This window comes from Acidovorax sp. GW821-FHT10E03 (assembly GCF_059415205.1).
Genome location: NZ_JBWKMU010000003.1, coordinates 101,963 through 121,363 on the forward strand (window position 1 = coordinate 101,963; position 19,401 = coordinate 121,363).

Annotated in this window: 19 protein-coding genes; 11 read left to right on the top strand and 8 right to left on the bottom strand. The window is 68.8% G+C overall.

From position 1 onward, the window contains the following. Positions 1 to 33: 33 nt before the first annotated feature. Positions 34 to 900, bottom strand: a complete 867-nt coding sequence (locus AC07OD_RS06265) for a LysR family transcriptional regulator (RefSeq protein ID WP_494595691.1) — start codon at positions 898 to 900, stop codon at positions 34 to 36. A gap of 97 nt (positions 901 to 997) precedes the next feature. On the opposite strand from AC07OD_RS06265, the gene AC07OD_RS06270 reads away from it, so the two are divergent. Beyond that, positions 998 to 1,429, top strand: coding sequence for a nuclear transport factor 2 family protein (locus AC07OD_RS06270; protein ID WP_494595693.1), 432 nt, complete (start codon positions 998 to 1,000; stop codon positions 1,427 to 1,429). On the opposite strand, the gene AC07OD_RS06275 is transcribed toward AC07OD_RS06270, so the two are convergent. Next, positions 1,407 to 2,345: a LysR family transcriptional regulator gene (locus AC07OD_RS06275; protein WP_494595695.1), complete on the bottom strand. Its 939-nt coding sequence runs from the start codon at positions 2,343 to 2,345 to the stop codon at positions 1,407 to 1,409. The genes AC07OD_RS06270 and AC07OD_RS06275 overlap by 23 nt on opposite strands. Positions 2,346 to 2,453: 108 nt before the next feature. Between AC07OD_RS06275 and metE the strand changes: the two genes are divergently transcribed. Beyond that, the gene (gene metE, locus AC07OD_RS06280) at positions 2,454 to 4,832 is read left to right on the top strand and encodes a 5-methyltetrahydropteroyltriglutamate--homocysteine S-methyltransferase (RefSeq protein ID WP_494595697.1); all 2,379 of its coding nucleotides are present in this window, start codon (positions 2,454 to 2,456) and stop codon (positions 4,830 to 4,832) included. Between the two features lie 35 nt (positions 4,833 to 4,867). On the opposite strand, the gene AC07OD_RS06285 is transcribed toward metE, so the two are convergent. Continuing rightward, a complete protein-coding gene (locus AC07OD_RS06285; RefSeq protein ID WP_494595699.1) occupies positions 4,868 to 5,821 on the bottom strand; it encodes a ketopantoate reductase family protein in 954 nt (317 codons plus the stop codon). An 82-nt stretch (positions 5,822 to 5,903) separates the two neighbouring features. Then, positions 5,904 to 6,590: a Pr6Pr family membrane protein gene (locus AC07OD_RS06290; protein ID WP_492246482.1), complete on the bottom strand. Its 687-nt coding sequence runs from the start codon at positions 6,588 to 6,590 to the stop codon at positions 5,904 to 5,906. A gap of 160 nt (positions 6,591 to 6,750) precedes the next feature. Here AC07OD_RS06290 and AC07OD_RS06295 point away from each other — a divergent pair, with 160 nt between their 5' ends. The 5 genes from AC07OD_RS06295 to AC07OD_RS06315 all read left to right on the top strand — a co-directional run bounded on the left by AC07OD_RS06295 (position 6,751) and on the right by AC07OD_RS06315 (position 12,171). Beyond that, positions 6,751 to 7,254, top strand: coding sequence for a MarR family winged helix-turn-helix transcriptional regulator (locus AC07OD_RS06295; protein WP_218338520.1), 504 nt, complete (start codon positions 6,751 to 6,753; stop codon positions 7,252 to 7,254). A gap of 41 nt (positions 7,255 to 7,295) precedes the next feature. Then, positions 7,296 to 8,765 carry an efflux transporter outer membrane subunit gene (locus AC07OD_RS06300; RefSeq protein ID WP_494595702.1) on the top strand — a complete coding sequence of 490 codons (1,470 nt, stop codon included), beginning with the start codon at positions 7,296 to 7,298 and terminating at the stop codon, positions 8,763 to 8,765. 53 nt (positions 8,766 to 8,818) lie between these two features. Beyond that, positions 8,819 to 10,123, top strand: a complete 1,305-nt coding sequence (locus AC07OD_RS06305) for an HlyD family secretion protein (protein ID WP_494595704.1) — start codon at positions 8,819 to 8,821, stop codon at positions 10,121 to 10,123. A 15-nt stretch (positions 10,124 to 10,138) separates the two neighbouring features. Then, entirely contained in the window at positions 10,139 to 11,773 is a 1,635-nt protein-coding gene (locus AC07OD_RS06310; protein ID WP_255594650.1) for a DHA2 family efflux MFS transporter permease subunit, read from the top strand. 239 nt (positions 11,774 to 12,012) lie between these two features. Further along, positions 12,013 to 12,171 carry a DUF3309 family protein gene (locus tag AC07OD_RS06315; protein WP_007856361.1) on the top strand — a complete coding sequence of 53 codons (159 nt, stop codon included), beginning with the start codon at positions 12,013 to 12,015 and terminating at the stop codon, positions 12,169 to 12,171. A gap of 152 nt (positions 12,172 to 12,323) precedes the next feature. Here the strand turns inward: AC07OD_RS06315 and AC07OD_RS06320 are convergent, their stop codons facing one another. From AC07OD_RS06320 to AC07OD_RS06335, 4 genes are all read right to left on the bottom strand, one after another. Then, positions 12,324 to 12,893: an EF-hand domain-containing protein gene (locus tag AC07OD_RS06320; RefSeq protein WP_218294914.1), complete on the bottom strand. Its 570-nt coding sequence runs from the start codon at positions 12,891 to 12,893 to the stop codon at positions 12,324 to 12,326. A 337-nt stretch (positions 12,894 to 13,230) separates the two neighbouring features. Further along, positions 13,231 to 13,683 (bottom strand): YiiD C-terminal domain-containing protein, encoded by a 453-nt coding sequence (locus AC07OD_RS06325; RefSeq protein ID WP_369642519.1) that lies wholly within the window; start codon positions 13,681 to 13,683, stop codon positions 13,231 to 13,233. 19 nt (positions 13,684 to 13,702) lie between these two features. Further along, entirely contained in the window at positions 13,703 to 14,029 is a 327-nt protein-coding gene (locus AC07OD_RS06330) for a hypothetical protein (RefSeq protein WP_369642520.1), read from the bottom strand. Positions 14,030 to 14,144: 115 nt separating this feature from the next. Next, positions 14,145 to 15,068: a LysR family transcriptional regulator gene (locus AC07OD_RS06335; protein WP_369642521.1), complete on the bottom strand. Its 924-nt coding sequence runs from the start codon at positions 15,066 to 15,068 to the stop codon at positions 14,145 to 14,147. Between the two features lie 445 nt (positions 15,069 to 15,513). Between AC07OD_RS06335 and AC07OD_RS06340 the strand changes: the two genes are divergently transcribed. The 4 genes from AC07OD_RS06340 to AC07OD_RS06355 all read left to right on the top strand — a co-directional run bounded on the left by AC07OD_RS06340 (position 15,514) and on the right by AC07OD_RS06355 (position 19,398). Next, a complete protein-coding gene (locus AC07OD_RS06340; RefSeq protein ID WP_494595708.1) occupies positions 15,514 to 16,350 on the top strand; it encodes a hypothetical protein in 837 nt (278 codons plus the stop codon). Continuing rightward, positions 16,347 to 17,195, top strand: a complete 849-nt coding sequence (locus tag AC07OD_RS06345) for an aspartyl/asparaginyl beta-hydroxylase domain-containing protein (protein ID WP_492245982.1) — start codon at positions 16,347 to 16,349, stop codon at positions 17,193 to 17,195. Before AC07OD_RS06340 ends, AC07OD_RS06345 begins: the two co-directional genes overlap by 4 nt. Before the next feature lie 68 nt (positions 17,196 to 17,263). Then, positions 17,264 to 18,211, top strand: coding sequence for a sulfotransferase family protein (locus AC07OD_RS06350; RefSeq protein ID WP_494595711.1), 948 nt, complete (start codon positions 17,264 to 17,266; stop codon positions 18,209 to 18,211). Further along, on the top strand, positions 18,208 to 19,398 hold the full coding sequence (locus AC07OD_RS06355) for a type 1 periplasmic-binding domain-containing protein (RefSeq protein WP_218294907.1): 1,191 nt from the start codon (positions 18,208 to 18,210) through the stop codon (positions 19,396 to 19,398). Before AC07OD_RS06350 ends, AC07OD_RS06355 begins: the two co-directional genes overlap by 4 nt. Positions 19,399 to 19,401 lie beyond the last annotated feature (3 nt).

Sequence of the window (19,401 nt, forward strand, 5' to 3'; positions counted from 1 at the left end):
TGCAATGTTTCGGTCAGCGCCTGCGCGCCAGACTCAGCCCGCAGGCGCAAACACCTCGGGGCCCAGCCGTGACTTGTGGCCCCGGGGTTCAAACAGCCACATGCCATACAGCGGCAGAGATTCCGCCAGCCGCAGGGGCGCCACCAGCGTGGACGCACCGCCCAGCAACGCAGGGTGCGGCACAACAGCCAGCAGGTCGGACTGCGCCACCAGGTGCAGCAGGCTGGCAAAGTCGGGGCAGCGCACGGACATCTTGGGCGCGGGCATGCGGCGCACACGGTGCGCTTCCGTCAACACATCCACCGGCCCGCTGACACTGGGCCCCACACAGGCCCACGCAGCGCCCTGCAGTTGCGCCAGCGACTGGGCCCGGACCCATGGGTGGCCCTTGCGCGCATAGACCTGGGGATGCAACTCGTACAGGGGGCGCTCCGTCACATCGGGATGCGCAAACTTGCGCGGTTTGGGGGCAATGACCGCATCAAAGCGCCGCTGCAGCAGGCCCTCCAGCAGACTGCCTTCATCGGCCGTCGCCATCTCCAGCGAGCGCCGGGCGTTGGGCAGGCACCAGCTGGCATACAGCAGCGGGCCACAGACCAGCGCCGCTGAAGACGTGAGCCCTACCCGCAGCAGGTAGCGGTCTGCCGCAGCCACTGACGCGCGGGGCAGCGCCTCAACCCCTTGTGCCAGGTGCAGGGCCTGCGCGGCTACAGCCCGGGCCAGGTCGGTGGGCACATGGCGGCGCCCTTCCTGCACCAGCAAGGGCTTCGCGAAGTGGACTTGCAGTGCCTTCATGCCATGGCTGATCGCAGGCTGCGACACGCCGCAGGCCTTGGCCGCCAAGGCGAACGAGCCCTGTTCGATGACCGCACGGAGGTATTGCAGGTAGCGCAGATACATAAACACCTTTTATGTACAAGCCACCATTGTCTCTTGTCGTGCGGTGCGGAGTTGGCGAAGCTACGCACTCCACTCCACGCCCTTTGCATCGCCACGTATGAGCCATTCCCCCATCGACACCGTCCGCACCTACCTCGCCCACCTGCATGCCAGCCACACCGAAGGCCTGATCGCCTGTTTTGAAGACGATGGCGTGGTGCACTCGCCGTTCCTGGGCACGATGCGCGCGAGCGACTTTTTCAAGAAGCTCGCCCAGGCCTCCAACGGCAGCGTGATCACCGTGCTGGATCTGTTCGCCTCCGCCCAACCAGAAAGCGGCGGCGCCGTGCGGGTCGCCGCCTATTTCCGCTACGACTGGACCTTGAACGATGGCCGGGAGGTGACTTTCACCTGCGTGGATGTGTTCACGTTCGACGCGGGCAGCACCCGCATCCGCGACATGAACATCGTCTACGACACCCACCCGCTGCGCGAGGAGGTGGGCGACAAGTACGCGCCTGATCCGGTCACAACAGCTCCACGCCCTTGAGCGTCACAAAACTCGTCTCGCGCGTGACCTGCACAAAGTCCTGCAGGTACGGCTTGGCCGACAGGCTGGGCAGGCAGGCGGCGTGCAGCTCGCCGCGCAGGCCTTTTTCGCCAGGTCCTGCCGCAATGGGCCGCGCCGTCACATACCCCCGATCCAGGTAACTCTGCACCGCCCACAGCGGCAGCGCCGCCACGCCGCGCCCGCTGGCCACCAGCTGCAGCATGGCCACCGTCAGCTCGGTGGTGCGGCGCGGGGGGCGCACCCCGGCGGGCTCCAGCACCTGGCGAATCAGGTCCAGCATTTCGTCCGGCACGGGGTAGGTGATGATGGTCTGGTCGGCAAAGTCCTGCGCCACCAGGTGCGGCCTGGCGACCAGCGGGTGCGTGTTGGCCAGCAGCGCGCGGATCTCGAAGCCAAACAGCGCGTGGTAGTCCACGCCCGCCTCGTCGGCATCCACCTCCGACACGATGGCCACGTCGGCCCGGCCCTGGTGCAGCAGGCCCACGGGGTCGGCGTGAAAGCCGCTCACGATGTCCAGCTCCACCTCGGGCCAGCGGGTGCGAAACGCGTCCATGGCGGGCATGAGCCAGTCAAAGCAGGTGTGGCATTCCACCGCAATGCGCATCTGCCCGCCCTGCCCCAGCACCAGGCGGGCAATGTCGCGCTCGGCTCCCTCCACCTGCGGCAGCATGGCATCGGCCAGGGCCAGCAGGCGTTCGCCCACGGCGGTGAACTGCGGCGGGACGGACTTGCGCTCAAACAGCGGCTGGCCATAGCGGTCCTCCAGCAGCTTGATCTGGTGCGACAGCGCCGACTGCGTGAGGTTGAGCAGCTGCGCGGCCCGCACCAGGCTGCCGCTGTCGCGCAGGGCGACCAGGGTGCGCAGGTGGCGCACTTCCAGAATCGACTGATTCATTATTAATTTTCAAGTTGATCGCATAAAACTTTCGTTTGAATAATAAACGAGCCCGCGCGACCATCGGTGCCTTCATTGCACTGCTCCATTCAGAAGAAGGAAATCACCATGTCGCTCGCCGCCCAATCCTCCTCTCGCCCTGTGCTCACGCACACACTGGGTTTTCCGCGCATGGGGGCGCAGCGCGAACTGAAATTCGCGCTCGAGTCCTTCTGGCGCGGCGACAGCACCGAGGCCGAGCTGCAGGCCACCGCCGCCCAATTGCGCCAGTTGCATTGGCAGGCGCAGGCCGATGCGGGCCTGGGTTGTGTGACGGTGGGCGACTTTGCGCTGTACGACCACGTGGCCAACCACATCCAGCTGCTGGGCTGCGAGCCTGCGCGCTTTGGCTTTGACGCCCACACGCCCGAGCTGGCGCGCTACTTTGCGATGGCGCGGGGCGTGTCGGCCCACGCCGCCGAAGACCACCAAGGCTGCAGCGCCGGTTGCACCGCAAAGCACACCACCGGCCAGCCCGCGCTGGAGATGACCAAGTGGTTCGACACCAACTACCACTACCTCGTGCCCGAGTTCAGCGCCCACACCCAGTTCCACCTGGCCAGCGAACGCCTGTTCGCCGAAGTGGCCGAGGCCCAGGCCCTGGGCCACCGCGTCAAGGCGGTGCTGCTGGGGCCGCTGAGCTTTTTGTGGCTGGGCAAATCCAAAACGGCGGGTTTTGACCGCTTCAGCCTGCTGGAGTCATTGCTGCCGGTGTACGAAACCGTGCTGGCGCGCCTGAAAGCCCAGGGCGTGGAATGGGTGCAGATCGACGAACCCATCCTGTGCCTGGACCTGCCCGACACCTGGCGCCATGCGTTCGAACCCAGCTACTGGCAACTGGCGCGCAGCGCGCCCAAGTTGCTGCTGGCCACGTACTTCTCGCCACTGGCCGAAAACCTGCGCCTGGCCTGCCAGCTGCCCGTGGCGGGCCTGCATGTGGACGCCGTGCGCGCGCCGGATGAGTTGGTGGGCGTGGCGGACTGGCTGCCCTCGCACAAGGTGCTGTCGGTGGGCATCGTGGACGGCCGCAACATCTGGCGCACCGACCTCGATGCCGCTCTGACCAAGCTGCGCCCTGTGGCCGACAAGCACCAGGGCGAGCTGTGGGTGGCACCGTCGTGCTCGCTGCTGCATGTGCCGTTCAGCTTAGAGGCCGAAACGCAGCTGGATGCCGAAGTGAAATCCTGGCTGGCGTTTGCCGTCGAAAAGCTCGACGAGCTGCGTGTGCTCTCCACCGCCTTGTCGCAAGGCGAGGTTGCGGTGGACGATGAATTGCACGCCGCCCGCATCGCCCTGGCCGCCCGCCGCGCCAGCCCCCGCGTTCACCGTGCCACCGTGGCCGCCCGCCTGGCCGCCGCTGCGCCGGGGGCCGACCAGCGCCACGACGCCTTTCCCGCCAGGCAAAAGGCACAGCGCGCACGGCTGAAACTTCCGCTGCTGCCCACGACCACGATTGGTTCGTTCCCACAGACGGCCGAGATCCGTGCAGCCCGCGCCGCCTTCAAGCGCGGGGCACTGGATGCGGCCCACTACCAACAAAAGATGCAAGTGGAAATTGCCCTGGCCGTGCGCAAGCAGGAAGCCCTGGGCATTGACGTGCTGGTGCACGGCGAAGCCGAGCGCAACGACATGGTCGAATACTTTGGCGAGCAGCTCGACGGTTTCGCCTTCACCGCCAACGGCTGGGTGCAAAGCTATGGCTCACGCTGCGTGAAGCCGCCCATCATCTACGGCGATGTGGCCCGCCCCACGCCCATGACCGTGGCCTGGACGCAGTACGCGCAGAGCCTGACCGACCGCCCCATGAAGGGCATGCTCACCGGACCCATCACCATCCTGCAGTGGAGCTTTGTGCGCGACGACCAGCCGCGCGCCACCACGGCCGACCAGATCGCCTGGGCCATCCGCGACGAGGTGTGCGACCTCGAGGCCGCAGGCATCGCCATCATCCAGATCGACGAGCCCGCCATCCGCGAGGGCCTGCCGCTGCGCCGCGCCGGGTGGAAGAGCTATCTGGAGCGCGCCACACGCGCGTTCCGCATCAGTGCCAGCGGCGTGCGCAACGACACCCAGATCCACACCCACATGTGCTACAGCGAGTTCAACGACATTCTGCCCGCCATCGCGGCCATGGATGCCGATGTGATCACCATCGAGACCAGCCGGTCGGACATGGAACTGCTGCAGGGTTTTGGCGACTTCAAATATCCCAACGAGATCGGCCCCGGCGTGTACGACATCCACTCGCCTCGCGTGCCCGGCGTGCAGGAGATGGCCGCGCTGCTGGAGAAGGCCGCCGAGGTGGTGCCCGTGGAGCACCTGTGGGTGAACCCCGACTGCGGCCTCAAGACCCGGGGCTGGCCCGAGACCGAAGCCGCGCTGCGCCACATGGTGCAGGCGGCGCAGGAAGTGCGCGAGCGGCTGCTGGAGGAAGCGGCCCTGGCATGACGGAGGCCCGGCCGCGAGATCGCCTGGCCGCCCACTCAGCCCGCAGCGCCCTTCATCTCCGCCAATTTCACGAGGACCAGCAAAGCGTGGTTGAGGGGCGTGGGCACGCCCAGGGCGGCCCCGCGCCTGACGACGTAGCCGTTCAGATGGTCGATCTCGGTGGGCTTGCCCCGCGCCAGGTCCTGTGCGGTGGACGAGAACTGGCCGGGCATGGTGGCAGCGATGCCGCGCACGGCGGCCTGCACGTCGCCCGCAATCGTCACTCCGTCAGCAGCCGCCACCGCCAGACATTCGGCCACTATGTCGGCGATCACCTGCGTCACGCCGGGCACCTGCACCAGCGGGCCATAAGGCTGTTGCGACAGGGCCGAGAGCGCGTTGTACGCGCTGTTGAGCACCAGCTTGGCCCACAGCGCACCGCGCACGTTGTCTGACACCTGGGTGGGGATGCCCGCCGCCGTGAGCTGGCGGGCGGCCTCGCCGCTGCGTGGCGATGGCGCAATCACCAGCTCGCCCCGGCCATGGTGCACCACATGCCCCGGGCCGCCCATGGCGGTGGCGACGTACACCACGGCGGCGGCCACGGGGGTGCTGGCGCCGAGCACGGCGCGCACGCGCTCGTCGTTGTCCACGCCGTTCTGCAGGGTCAGCACCAGCGCGCCGGGCGCCAGGTGCGGGCGCATCCCGCGCGCGGCGTCCTCCGAGTCCGAGGACTTGACGCAGAACAGCACCACGTCGGCCCCCAGCACCGCGCTGGCCTCGGTGCTGGCCGCCAGCGGCACCTGCACATCCAGCACGGCTGTCTGCAGGCGCAGCCCGCGTTCGCGCACGGCCTGCACATGGGCGGGCCGGCCAATGAGCGTCACCGGGTGCCCGGCGCGTGCCAGCAGCGCGCCGTAGTAGCAGCCCACCGCCCCCGCGCCCATGACGGCGATGCGCAGCAAGGGGCCGGGGGTGGGCAAGGCGCTGGAGGAAACGGCTGTGGTCATGGAAAGTCCGGGGGACACAAAAAGAAGGCTGGGCCGATGGGCCTTGAGACTATATCGGGCGATCCGCCGCCCGCGCGCACGCTCAGGCGCCGCGCAGCACGCGCTCCGCCCACCTGCCCGCCCCCAGGAAGAGGAAGCCCACCAGCACGAAGCCGCCCAGCAGGCCAGCCGCATTGCGCAGCACCGTGGCATACCCCAGGGCGTTCACATCGATGAACGGATACGGGTAGCTGCCCAGCCACACGCCGCGCACCAGCGCATAGGCAAAGTACGCCAGCGGGTAGGCGCAGGCTGCGAGCGGCACCCACCACCGCAACCCGCGCTTGCCGGGCGCGGCCCCCAGCCAGTACAGGCCGAACAGCACGGGCACCGCGTAGTGCAGCAGCACATCGGCCAGCCACTGCCAGCCCTGGGGATCCCAGATGTTGCGCAGCAGGAAGTGGTAGGCCAGGCCCACCAGAACAATGCTGATGGCGGCACACGCCTGCACCGGCGCGCGCGCGAAGAACCGCCCCCAGGAGGAGCCTGCGGCCACCGCCGGCAAGGTCAGCACCAGGGCCACCAGGATGTTCGTGAGCACGGTGAAGTACCCCAGATAGGCCACCAGGCCCTGCAGGGCGGACTGGCCGCCGGCCAATGCAAGCCGCAGGGAAAGCACCAGCTGGAGCAGCACGGCGAACCAGACAAGCAGTGCAAGGGAAAAGGTGGCCCGCCTTTCGGCCGGGGTGGGGCGCGCGGCGTGCGCAGACGGGGGTGGCGAAGGATTCAAGGGTGTGCCCTGCTCTCGATGGGATGTGCCAGCACCATAGCCCAAAGGCCGTGGCACGGCCATCTCACCCAGGGCCGGAAGTTGCAATAACCCCTGGCAACAACTCGGGAATCAGTTGATTGCAAAGACAATCATTGTCTAGTCAATTAAATTCCTGCCCATGACTTCCGCGCGCCCCACCCCCTCGATCCAGGGCTTCTACAGCCCCGACCACCTCCAGCCCGAGGACAGCGTGGGCTACCTCATGCGCAAGGTGATGTCCTCCATCCGCACCCAGGCGGATGCGCAGCTGGCTCCGCGCGACCTGACCTACGCCCAGTGGCTGCCGCTGTACAAGATCTCGCGCTGCGACAAGACCACGGTGGCCAGCCTCGCCCGCGACCTGGAGACCGATCCGGCGTCGATGACCCGGGCACTCGACCGGCTCGAAGCCAAGGGCCTGGTGCTGCGCGAGCGTTCCACCACGGACCGCCGCGTGGTGCAGCTCGCGCTCACGGCCGAAGGCCAGGCCGTGGCCGCCCAGGTGCCCGCCGTGCTGGCCGACGTGCTCAACGGCCACCTGAGCGACTTCACCCACGACGAATGGCAGCTGCTGCTGCGCATGCTGCGCCGCATGCTGGCCAATGGCGAAGCGCTGCGCCAGCAACCGCCCGCGCAGCCCTGATCGCGGTGCCCCGTACTTTTTTCGAATTCCTGGAGATTGACGTGTCCCAACCCACCCTCTTTTCAACCCGCGCCGCCGTGGCGGCCCACTTCGCCGTCTCGGCCGTCGCGCTGGCGGCCGCCCTGTTCCTGGTCGGCTGCGCCAGCCCCGGGCCGGCACACACGCCGCTGGCACAGACCACGCCCGCCGGGGCGGGCCTGAACGCCTCGGCCAGCGAATCGGCCGCCCCGTCGCAGTGGTGGACCACCCTGGGCGACACACAGCTCAATGCCCTGGTCGACAAGGCCCTGCAGGGCAGCCCCAGCCTGGCCGTGAGCCGCGCCCGCCTGGATCAGGCCGTGGCGCTGAGCCAGGTGCGCGAAGCCGCCAGCGGCCCGCAGGTGAACCTGGGCGTGGACGCCACGCGCCAGCGCTACACCGCGCACGGCCTGGTGCCCGCCCCGGTGGCCGGCAACACCTACAACAGTGGCACGGTGCAGGCGACGTTCAGCTGGTCGCCCGACTTCTTCGGCCAGCACGCCGCCGAGCTGCAGGCCGCCCTGGGCCAGGCGCGCGCGGCCCAGGCCGATGCTGCCGCGGCAGCCAACACCCTGGCTGCCCAGGTGGGACGCAGCTACGTGGCCCTGGCGCGCCTGGTGTCGCAACGCGAAGTCGCGGTGCGCGCGCTGGAGCAGCGCGAAGAGCAGCGCCGCCTGACCAATGACCGCGTGGCCGCGGGCCTGGACAGCCAGGTCGAGCTGACCCAGGCCCAGGCCGCCGTGCCCGATGCGCGCACGCAGATCGAGGCGCTGGACGAGCAGATCACCCTGGCGCGCCGCCAGGTGGCCGTGCTCACCGGCCAGGCACCCGATGCGCTCACCACCCTGACCCCGCAGCTGGCCGCCCTGCAGCCCGCGCCCGTGCCCGAGGCGCTGGGCGCCGACCTGCTGGGCCGCCGCCCCGACGTGGTGGCCGCGCGCTGGCGCGTGGAAGCCGCCACCCAGGGCGTGAAGGTCGCGCGCACGGAGTTCTATCCCAACATCAACATCGGCGCCTTCATCGGCCTGAACTCGCTGGGGCTGGACAACCTGTTCAGCGCCGGCTCGCACCAGATGGGCGTGACGCCTGCCCTGCGCCTGCCGATCTTCGACGGCGGCCGCCTGCGCGCGCAGCTGGGCGGCCGCCAGGCCGAGCTCGACGCCGCCATCGCCCAGTACAACGGCATGGTGCTCGACGCGGTCAAGGAAGCCGGCGACGCCATGGCCTCGGTGCAGTCGCTCACGCGCCAGCAGGCGCTGCAGGACGATGCCGCCGCCAGCGCCGAGAAGGCCTACCGCTTCGCGCAGGAGCGCTACCGCGCGGGCCTGGGCAACTATCTGGTGGTGCTGTCCACCGAAAGCCAGGTGCTCGCCCAGCGCCGCCTGGCCGTGGACCTGCGCGCGCGCCAGCTCGACACCCGCCTCATGCTGATGAAGGCCCTGGGCGGCGGCTGGACGGACGACACCGACACGCTGCGCACCGCCGCGCGCTGATTCCTGGCACACGAAAAACACACACAACAAACACCTACCGAAAGATCACAGCCATGAGCGAACCCCTCACCTCCCAAGAAGCCAACACCGCCCGCCGCCGGGGCCTGACCCTGATCGCCGCCGCCGTGGCCCTGGCCGCCATCGGCTGGGGCGGCTGGCACTGGGCCAATGGCCGCCATGTGGAGACCACCGACAACGCCTACGTGGCGGGCAACGTGGTGCAAATCACGCCGCAGATCGGCGGCACCGTGGTCTCCATCGGCGCGGACGACACCGATTACGTGAAGGCCGGCCAGCTGCTGGTCAAGCTCGACCCCGCCGATGCCCGCGTGGCGCTCGAGCAGGCCGAGGCGCAGCTGGCCCAGACCGTGCGCGAGGTGCGCACCCTGTTCGCCAACAACTCCACGTTGAAGGCCCAGGTCAGCCTGCGCAGCGCCGACCTGGCCCGCGCCCAGGCCGATGCCGCGCGCCTGCAGGACGACGTGGCTCGCCGCGCCCCGCTGATGGCCAGCGGCGCCGTGGGCAAGGAAGAGTTCCAGCACGCCACGGCCCAGGTCACCGCCGCCAAAAGCACCGTGGCCGCAGCCCAGGCCGCCGTGGTGGCCGCGCAGGAGCAACTGGCCGCCAGCCAGACGCAGACCGAAGGCACCTCCATCGAGCAGCACCCCAACGTGCAGCGCGCCTCGGCCCGCGTGCGCGAGGCCTACCTGGCCGTGCAGCGCGCCCAGCTGGTGGCGCCGCTCGACGGCCACGTCGCCAAGCGCGGTGTGCAGGTGGGCCAGCGCGTGCAGGCAGGTGCCCCGCTGATGACGCTGGTGGCCCTGAACGACCTGTGGGTGGACGCCAACTTCAAGGAAAGCCAGCTGCAGAACCTGCGCATCGGCCAGCCCGCCGAGCTGGTGGCCGACGTATACGGCACCAAGGTCGTCTACCACGGCAAGGTCGCCGGCCTGGGTGCCGGCACGGGCGCCGCCTTCGCGCTGCTGCCCGCGCAAAACGCCACGGGCAACTGGATCAAGGTGGTGCAGCGCGTGCCCGTGCGCATTGCCCTCGACCCCAAGGAAGTCAGCGAGCACGCCTTGCGCGTGGGCCTGTCGATGGACGTGAAGGTGGACACGGCCGACCAGAGCGGCAAGACCCTGTCGGATACGCAGCGCACCACGCCCGTGGCCGCCACCGCCGTGTTCGACGCGCAGTTCAAGGCCGCCGACGACGAGGTGGCCCAGATCATCGCCGCCAACCTGGGCCGCAAGGCCCTGGCCGTGGCCTCGCCCAAGGTGGTCCAGACGCCGGGCGGCAGCGCCGGGCAGGCACAGAACCACGCCTCCGCCCCCGTGCGCACCCCTGTGGTGCAGTAAGCCGGAGTCTTTTCCATGACTGCCGCCAACCCCACCGCGGACCAGGCCGGCGCCTCGGCGCTGCCCGCCGCGCCGCCGCCGCCAGCCGCCCCGCCCGGGCCGCCTGCGGCCTACCCCCCGCTGCAGGGCACGGCCCTGCTGCTGGGCACGCTGTCGCTGTCGCTGGCCACGTTCATGAACGTGCTGGACTCGTCCATCGCCAACGTCTCCATCCCCGCCATTGCCGGTGACCTGGGCGTGAGCCCGGGCCAGGGCACCTGGGTCATCACCAGCTTCGGCGTGGCCAACGCCATCTCGGTGCCGCTCACGGGCTGGCTCACGCAGCGTTTCGGCGCGGTGCGGCTGTTCACCATGAGCGTGCTGCTGTTCGTGCTCACCTCCTGGCTGTGCGGCTTCGCCTCGTCGCTGGAGATGCTGGTCTTCTTTCGCGTGCTGCAGGGCCTGGTCGCCGGGCCGATGATCCCGCTGTCGCAGACGCTGCTCCTGGCCAGTTACCCGCGTGCCCTCGCCGGAACGGCGCTGGCCCTGTGGGGCGTGACCACGCTGGTCGCGCCCGTGGTGGGGCCGCTCCTGGGCGGGTGGATCACGGACAACATCTCCTGGCCGTGGATCTTCTACATCAACGTGCCCGTGGGGCTGCTGGCCGGCGTGCTCACCTGGGGCATCTACCGCAAGCGCGAGACCCCGATCCGCAAGCTGCCGATCGACACCGTCGGCCTGTCCCTGCTGGTGCTGTGGGTGGGTGCGCTGCAGCTCATGCTCGACAAGGGCAAGGAACTCGACTGGTTCGCCTCCAACGAGATCATCGTGATGGCCGTCGTCGCCGTGGTGGCGTTCGCCGTGTTCCTGGTCTGGGAGCTCACCGACAAGCACCCGGTGGTGGACCTCAAGCTCTTCAAGGGCCGCAACTTCACCTTCGGCGCGCTCGCGCTGTCGGTGGCCTATGCCCTCTTCTTCGGCAACGTGGTGCTGCTGCCGCTGTGGCTGCAGCAGTGGATGGGCTACACCGCCACCTCGGCCGGCATGGCGCTGGCGCCGGTGGGCATCTTCGCCATCCTGCTCACGCCGCTGGTGGGCCGCAAGGTCGGCCAGTGGGACCCCCGGCGCATGGCGACGGGCGCCTTCATCGTGTTCGGCATCGTGCTGTGGATGCGTTCGCAGTTCACCGTGCAGACCGACTTCATCCACATCCTGATCCCCACCCTGCTGCAGGGTGCGGCCATGGCGTTCTTCTTCATCCCGCTGACCACGCTGACGCTGGCCGGGGTGGCCCCCGAGCGCATTCCGGCCGCCGCCGGGCTGAGCAACTTCGTGCGCATCACCGCCGGGGCCATGGGCACGTCCATCGCCACCACGCTGTGGGAAAGCCGCGCCGCCATGCACCATGCGCACCTGACCGAGGGCCTGGTGCAGGGCCAGGGCGTGTTCGCCATCACGCTGGATAACCTGATGGCATCGGGCCTGACACAGTTGCAGGCGCTGGCGCAGGTGAACCGGCTGATCGACCAGCAGGCATTCACCCGCGCGGCCAACGACATCTTCCTCGGATCGGCCGGGCTGTTCCTGCTGCTGATCGGGCTGATCTGGCTGACCAGGCGGCCGCCCAGGGCCCAGGGCCCGGGCGCCGCCGACGCGGCCGGAGCGCATTGAGGGCCAGCGGGCCGGCAGCAGCTGAATAACACCGGAAAATGGCTGCAGCGCTTTAACAACAAGCGCTGGCAGCTATTTTTTTTATAGCGCCCAAGCCACCTGCCGCGCCCTGCGGCACTGCGCGGCCTCCCACAGGCCACGTCGGAAAAACCTGACCTCCAGGCGGGCGCGGCACCTTCGGCCGCACCCCGGGGGCGCCCCAACAATGCAGTCACCGCAACACACAACAAGGAACTGCCATGTCGCTCTCGCTGATTCTGCTGATCGTCCTCATCCTCATCCTGGTTGGCGCACTGCCAACCTGGGGCCACAGCCGCTCATGGGGCTACGGACCCAGCGGCGGGATCGGGCTGGTGGTGCTGATTCTCGTGATCCTGCTGCTGATGGGCAGGATATGACGACGACACCTCCCGGCTGAGGCCGGGGGCCCTGCTCCCGCAAGGGGGTGGAGGCACCTGTCGGCCCCGCAAGAGAACGGCGCTTCCTTGGAAGCGCCGTTTTTTTATGCCCGTTGGCGGCACCGGGTTCGATGCCCCTGCGGCCTGGCTTTTCACGCCCGGCGCTGGCCCGCTGCCGCGAAGGCTGTCGAGAACGCCGCGAACTCGTTCTGCGCCACCGTGCCATCCGCGTTGCCGCCCTGGTCCATGAGCTGCATCACCGCCTGCGAAAAACCACTGCCCGCCTGGGCGCCCTTGGTACTGGCCAGGCCCTTGAGGAATTCATCCTGCGAGATGGATCCGTCCTTGTTGGTGTCAAAACCTGCCGTCAGCTGCTCGGTTTGGGCCTCGGTGGCACCAAAGCGGGCAAGCAGGTCCCGAAAATCCTCCCTGGAGACCAACCGGCCGCCCGGTGCGCCGGAAGCCCCCGCCGGCACCGAACCGCCGCCCCGCCCCACCGCGCCCACGGCGGGGCCGTCGAGTTTGCCCTGCGAGACCAGAATGCCTTTTTCTGCAAACCCTGCCAGTGCCTCGGCCTGCGGACTCAGGGTGAGGACCGTGGAGGGCTCAGGCTCGGTCGCGCCAGCGCCGCGCCGCGATGCGGCGGACTTGCCCGGCCCGCTGGAGGCTGCGTTGAAGATCAGAGAGGCTACGGACGCAAGGCCGGAGATAAGAGGTGACATCGCCATGGACTCCTGTGGGGCAAAGCCCGGTGTCCTGGCACTTCCTGCTGGTCCTTGCTTGGAGAAGACAAAAGGACAACGCCACCGTGATCACCGCTTCGCCCAGGACATGAAGGGTACGCCGCGCCCCACGACGCAGTGGCAGGATGAAAGCACCCTTTGGACCCCATTTCGGCACCTGTCCGGCACCTGTCAGGCACATCCCGGCTGCGACGCGGCGCTCCATGCCCCAGCGTTGGAGCACGCCGGCGTCTCGCCTGCCCGGAGCGCGGGGACAAACCCGGGGGCTGGATGCCCCGGCGGCCCGCCGCAGTCGGCGTGCGCCCAGGGCCCTGCCCTACGGGTAACCCGGCCCGAACGCCACGAACTCTCCTTCCAGCCGCCCCGCTGGCCGCCCATCGCAGTGCAGCGCCGACGCCTGCACGATCCGGCCCAGCCCCTTGCGCTGCAGCATCCGGGTGAAAGAGCGCCAGGCCTGCGGCGTGGGCGCCTGCGCCACGGCGGTGAAGGCGCCGGCCATGGGCGCGAGGTAGTCCATGGTGTTGCGCTGGATCACCAGGCGGCTGCCCAGTTGCTCGGCCGACAGGCGCAGGTGCAGCATCGACCAGGCGGCCAGGATCGCCACGGCCGATGCGCTGCCGCCAAACACCGTATCGCGGTGGTTGATGTTGGGCCCCAGCGGAGCGGCCAGCACCACCTGCTGCGGCGTGGCGTCGACCACCGTCACCTCCATGGCGTGGGACAGGGGAATGTGCTGGTGCAGATAGGCTTGGAGGTCAAGGGGAGTCACGGCGTGCATTCTGAATGGGTCACGGGGAAGCGGTGGCGGAAGTGTGGCCCGCCGCAAGCCGCCACTTTGCCACGGCGGGCCGCAGGGGCGCCGCTTTCAGGCCGGGCCGGCCCGCATGGGCAGCCTCACGCAAGGGGTGGACGGGCTGCACAAGGGCGCTGCGCCTGCCTGTCCACGATGGCAGCCGCCGCCTGCGGCAACTGCGCGGTCTGGTAGTCCGCGACAGCAGCAGCACGTCCGGCCAGCCCGCGATCTGCGGATGGCCGTTGAGCCGCGCGAGCAGCCGTGCCGTGATCAGGCCGCGCAGGCCGCCGCCGTCCAGGCTCAATATCCGGTACTTGGCCATCACAGGTCTCCTTCATCGGCGATGCCGCCGTGCCAGGGCCCCGCGGCGCAATCACCGGCGCCGGGACACGCGGCACTGCAAAAAATTCATGAAAAGCGCCTGCAACGCCTTTCCATCAAGCGCCAGCAGCTCCCGAATCAATAGCACCAATGGAAGGCAGCAGCAACCCTTGCCGGGCCGCCACGGCCTCGCGCAAGAACGCCCAGGTGGCCTGCATGCGCGCCACGTGCTTGTTCTCGGCGGGCATCGACATCCAGAACGTGCGCTGGAACCGCGCCACCCCGGGCAGCACCGGGACCAGCGAGGGATCTTGGGCCGCCACGAACGCGGGCAGCACCGCCAGCCCGGCACCGGCGCGCGCCGCCTCGTACTGCGCGAGGATGCTCGTGCTGCGCAGCACGAAATGCGCGGGGCGGTGCAGCTCGTCGAGGATCTGCAGTTCCTTGCTGAACAGCAGGTCGTCCACATAGCTGATGAAGGTGTGGCCGCGCAGGTCGTCGGCCGTGTGGACGGGCGCATGGCCGGCGAGGTAGTCGCGCGCGCCGTAGAGCTGCAACACATAGTCGGTGAGCTTGACCACCAGCACCGCGCCCCGCACGGGGCGCTCCAGGGAGATCACGATGTCCGCCTCGCGCCGCGACAGGTGCACCAGGCGGGGCAGCGCCAGAAGGTCCACCACCAGGCCCGGGTGGTTCTGTGCGAAGCGGGCCAGCTGCGGCGCGAGGATCAGGTTGCCAAAACCCTCGGTGGTGCCGATGCGCACCAGGCCGTGCAGCCCTTGCCGCACACCAGGCGCCGCACTCTCCACCGCGAGGAACGCGGCCTCCATGGCCTCCACCTTGGGCATCAGCTGCCGCCCTGCTTCCGTGAGCCGGTGGCCCCCGGCTTCACGGGCGAAAAGGGCCGATCCCACCTGTTTCTCCAGCGCCTGCAGGCGGCGCGACACGGTGGTGTGCTCCACGCCCAGGCGGCGTGCGGCGCCCACCAGCGTGCCGGCGCGCGCGAGCTCCAGAAAGTAGCGGAAATGATCCCAATCCATGGGCCGATTGTGGCGCCCTCGGAGCCCGTCGCCAGGAAGAAGAGGATGCGACGCCTGCACGCCCCCGGGCTCGCCCTCCTCCTTTCCTGCACCAGGCGCCTTTCGCTGTAAACGCGATGATTGTTAAAAATTTACACTCTGTGTTTTTTGTTGCACACTCCAGCCGCGCCCGGCACCCGAGCAGCGGGACCGCGCACAGCCACAAGAGCCCAGGGATTCCCCAAGGCCGCCGATACACAGGGAGGACAGGATGAATGCATTCATGCAGCCGCCCGCGGCTGCCCGCCAGAAACGAGCCCGTGCCGGGCTTCTCCGCGCCAGCCTCCGCGCCCCGGGCCCATTCCTTGCATCTTTCGGGAAGCCGCGCGCGGCGGGCTTCCTTTCCGCGCATCCCGGGCCACGCCCCGCTTTCCTTGCCTCCCCGCTTCCTTAGCCTCAGACATCTATGACACGCACCACTCTCTCATACAAGTCGCTTTGGGCCGGCCAGGCCTGCCTGGCGTTGGCCACCCTGGGTGCCCATGCGGCGGATGTGAGCATCACGCCGCCTGTCGGTGGCGGCTTTGTGATCAAAGGCCCCTCCAACACCGACAGGCTGCGCGTGCAAGGCTCCGGCGAAGTGCTGGTCCCCAGCCTGTCGGGCACGCCCAATACGAACACCAGCGTCCTGTGCTTTGACGGCCCGTCCGGGCGGCTGGGGCAATGCGCCCCCGGCGTGGCGTCGGGAGCCACGGGAGCGACCGGCCCGACCGGCGCGACGGGAGCCATCGGAGCGACCGGCGCCACCGGCCCGGCAGGCACCACGGGCGCTACCGGGGCCGCCGGCCCCACTGGCGCGACCGGCGCGACCGGAACGGCAGGCCCCGCCGGCGCCACGGGCGCGGCGGGTAGCAACGGCGCTCCGGGCGTGGCGGGAGCCACCGGCCCCACGGGCGCTACAGGCCCTGTGGGCGCCACGGGTGCCACGGGCGCGACCGGCCTCCCAGGCCCTGCGGGCTCGCTCAGTGTCAATGTGCGGACCGCAACCGGCACCGGCACCACGGACAGTTGCAATGCGACCGCCTGCTGCCTGCCCGGGGAGAAGGTTGTAGGGGGAGGGTACGAGGGTGCCAGCGGGGCTGGCGGGATCGATACGGGCGGCGTGTTCATCGCCGCCAACTACCCCACGGCGGGCGGCGCTTGCGGCGCTTCGGTGCAAAGTTGGAGCATCCGGCTTCTGAACTCCTACCGCGTTCCCACCCTGACGTCGGCCTGCATCGCCTACGCCATCTGCGCGCAATGACGCCTCTGGAATCACCTGCGCAAGCACAGCCCCAGGGCCTGATGGTGCAGGGCATGCAAACAGCCCGGCTGCCCTGGCGGTTCGACGCCGCTGCGGCCCTGGCCGAAGTCAACGCCCTGCCCTCCTCGCTGTGGCGCACCCATTTCAACGAGGGCCGCCACGATGGCGGCTGGCAGGCGCTCGCGCTGCGTTCCGCGCCCGAGGCCCCCATCGATGTCGTTCCTGTTGATGTGCCGGCATCGGGCTATGCCGACACGCCCGCGCTGGAACAGTGCCCCACGCTGCGCGCCATGCTGGACACCATGGCCTTGCCCTGGAAGTCCGTGCGGCTCATGCAATTGCTGCCGGGCTGCGAAATCAAGGAGCACACCGATGCCGGCGTGTGCGCGGCGCGGGGCGAGGCCCGCCTGCACGTGCCGCTGCAGACGGGCGAGCAGGTGTTCTTCCATGTCGATGGCGAGCGCATCCCGCTGCGGGCTGGCGAGTGCTGGTACGTCGACGTATCGCGCCCGCACCGGGTTCGCAACCGTGGCAGCCAGACCCGGGTCCACCTGGTGGCGGACACCTCGGTGGACATGCGCCTGTTCGAGGCTTTCCGCGCCAGCGATGCCGGCGAGCCCCTGCCCGACCCCAGCGACCCGTGGAGCCAGTTCATCCGGTTTCGCGACTTCGTGGGAGCGGATGCGGAACACTCCGCAAGGCTCAGCGCCATCACCAACACCGCCGAGTTCGTGCAGGAATCGGTGCGCATGGGGCAGGACGCCGGCTTTCAATTTGACGCATCGGATGTGGAGTCGGCCATGAAGGCCGGGCGCCGCGCGTGGGTGGAACAATGGATTCTGTGAACTTCAGCGGCTGGCGCCCGATCCGTTTTTACATCGCCAAGGGCCAGGTGATGGTGGACTGGATCCGCATGCTCGACGAGCCGATGCGCGAGCCCTTCTTCCAGCACGGCATCCAGAGCCAGATGCAGCACCCCTTCCATCTGGCGTTCCGGCGCCAGACGCCGCTTCACGACCTGCTGGCCTGGCATGATCGGTCGCCGGGCCTGGACCCCTCGCTCGTCATCTTCCACGTGTCGCGCTGTGGCTCCACGCTCATCACGCAGGCGCTGGCGGAAAGCCCGCACCATCTGCAACTGTCGGAGCCCGCTCCGGTGGACTTTCTGCTGCGCCAGGCCTTGCCCAGCGGGTGGCTGGACAGGACCCAGGTCGTCCGTGCGTTACGGGCGTGGGCCAGTGCCTGGGGGCAGCGCTGCGACGATGCCAGCCCGGGGCTGGAGTCCTTCAGCATCAAGCTGGACGCCTGGAACACAGACAAGGCCCCGCTCGTGGCGGAAGCCTGGCCCGAAACGCCCTGGGCATTCCTGACCCGGGAACCCCTGGCGGTGCTGGTCTCGCAGATGCGAGAACGCGCCTTCTTCCTTGTGCCGGGCACGCTGGGCGCATGCCTGGACGGTCTCAGCGTCCATGAACTGGCCGTCATGCACCCTGAGCTTTACTGCGCGCGCGTGCTGGGGAACATCTATGCGGCCATGACCCAGGAGTTCGACCCCGCACGCACACTGCTGCTCGACCACGCCGAACTGCCCGGCGCCATTGAAACCCGGGTGCTTTCCCACATGGGCTGGAATGCCTCGGCGACCGATCAAGAGCGGATGCGCGAACGTGTCACACGGCACGGCAAGCACCCCCATCAAGTCTATGTTTCAGACACGGAATCCAAACACAGCATGGCAAGCGATCATCTTCAATCCCTGACCGCGCAATGGATCGCCCCTCACTACCTGAGGCTTCAGGACCTGCGCCAGTCCCACCATCCTGCAGCCTCCTCGCATCTCGCCGAGGAGGCACTGCCATGATCGCCCCCCTGCATCGACGCCATTTCCTGGCCGCGGGCAGTGCGGTGGCGGCCACCGGCGTCCAGCTCTCGACGCCTGTTCTCGCGTCCGCCGGCCCGTCAAGCCCCCATTGGCACATCCTGGGCATCGCGCCCATGTCGGAAAAGCTGCCCCAGCTTGGGCACGACTACCAGCGGGGCGTCGAGCTGGGTATGGCGCAGGCTGGCGCCTCGCAGGTCAGGCTGACCTGGTTGTCGGCGGGCCCTTTGCCTGCAGCCCCCGCCAGGGCCATAGGGTCCGCGCTGCAGGACGGCAAGATCGATGCCGTGATGGGGTGGATACCCCCTTTGCTAGCGAAAAAGGTGTCTGCCTTGACGGAGAAGGCCGGTGTGCCCCTCTGGATCAGCGACAGCGGCGCCGACATCGCCACTCCCTCGGAACAGCACCCCCTGCAGGTTCGCCACAGCCTCGAACTGTGCACCATGGCATCCGCGCTGGCCGACAAGGTGCACGCGCAATGTGGTCCACGCGCTTTCCTGTCGATGGGCTGGCACGAATCGGGGTATGACTTTGTCCAGGCCTTCCAGCACCGCTGGCGCTCATTGGGTGGGCAGATCGTGGGCCGCCACATTGCAGGCGCTCCAGGGCGTTCACCGGAATTTGGTGATCTGAAGCAGGCGATTGTTTCGCAGCAACCGGATGCGGTGATTGCATTGTTCTCCGGCCCCCAGGCGCACCGTTTCAGCCAATGGTGGCAAGCCCAGCCGGCCTTGCTGCGCACCCAACTGGCCGGGTTCCCATGGCTTTCCGATGGCACCTCGGGCGTTCGTCCATGGACCGTGGCAAGCTGGCCCACCGCAGACATCGCAGAGACTGGTTGGAAGACTCGATTCGCACAGGCAGGCCTTGCGTGGACCGCCGCTGCGCTGCTGGGTGCAGAGGCCGGCGCCAGCCTGGGCAGCGCCCTGGCGGCCGCTCCCCCGGGAACCAGCACCAAGGACGTCTGGGCGGCATTGACGAGCAAACCGCTGGCGGGCCCTCGCGGACAACGGTACTGGGCCAGTTCCGCCAGCGACAGCGCAGGGCCGTTGTGGGAGCGCTCGACCTCCGTCACCGGCACCTGGCTCCAACGCCACCAGGCTTACTCCCACCTCGGTGCGTCCGCTGCCGCCCAGGGTGGATGGATCACTGGCTACTTTTTGACTTGATGA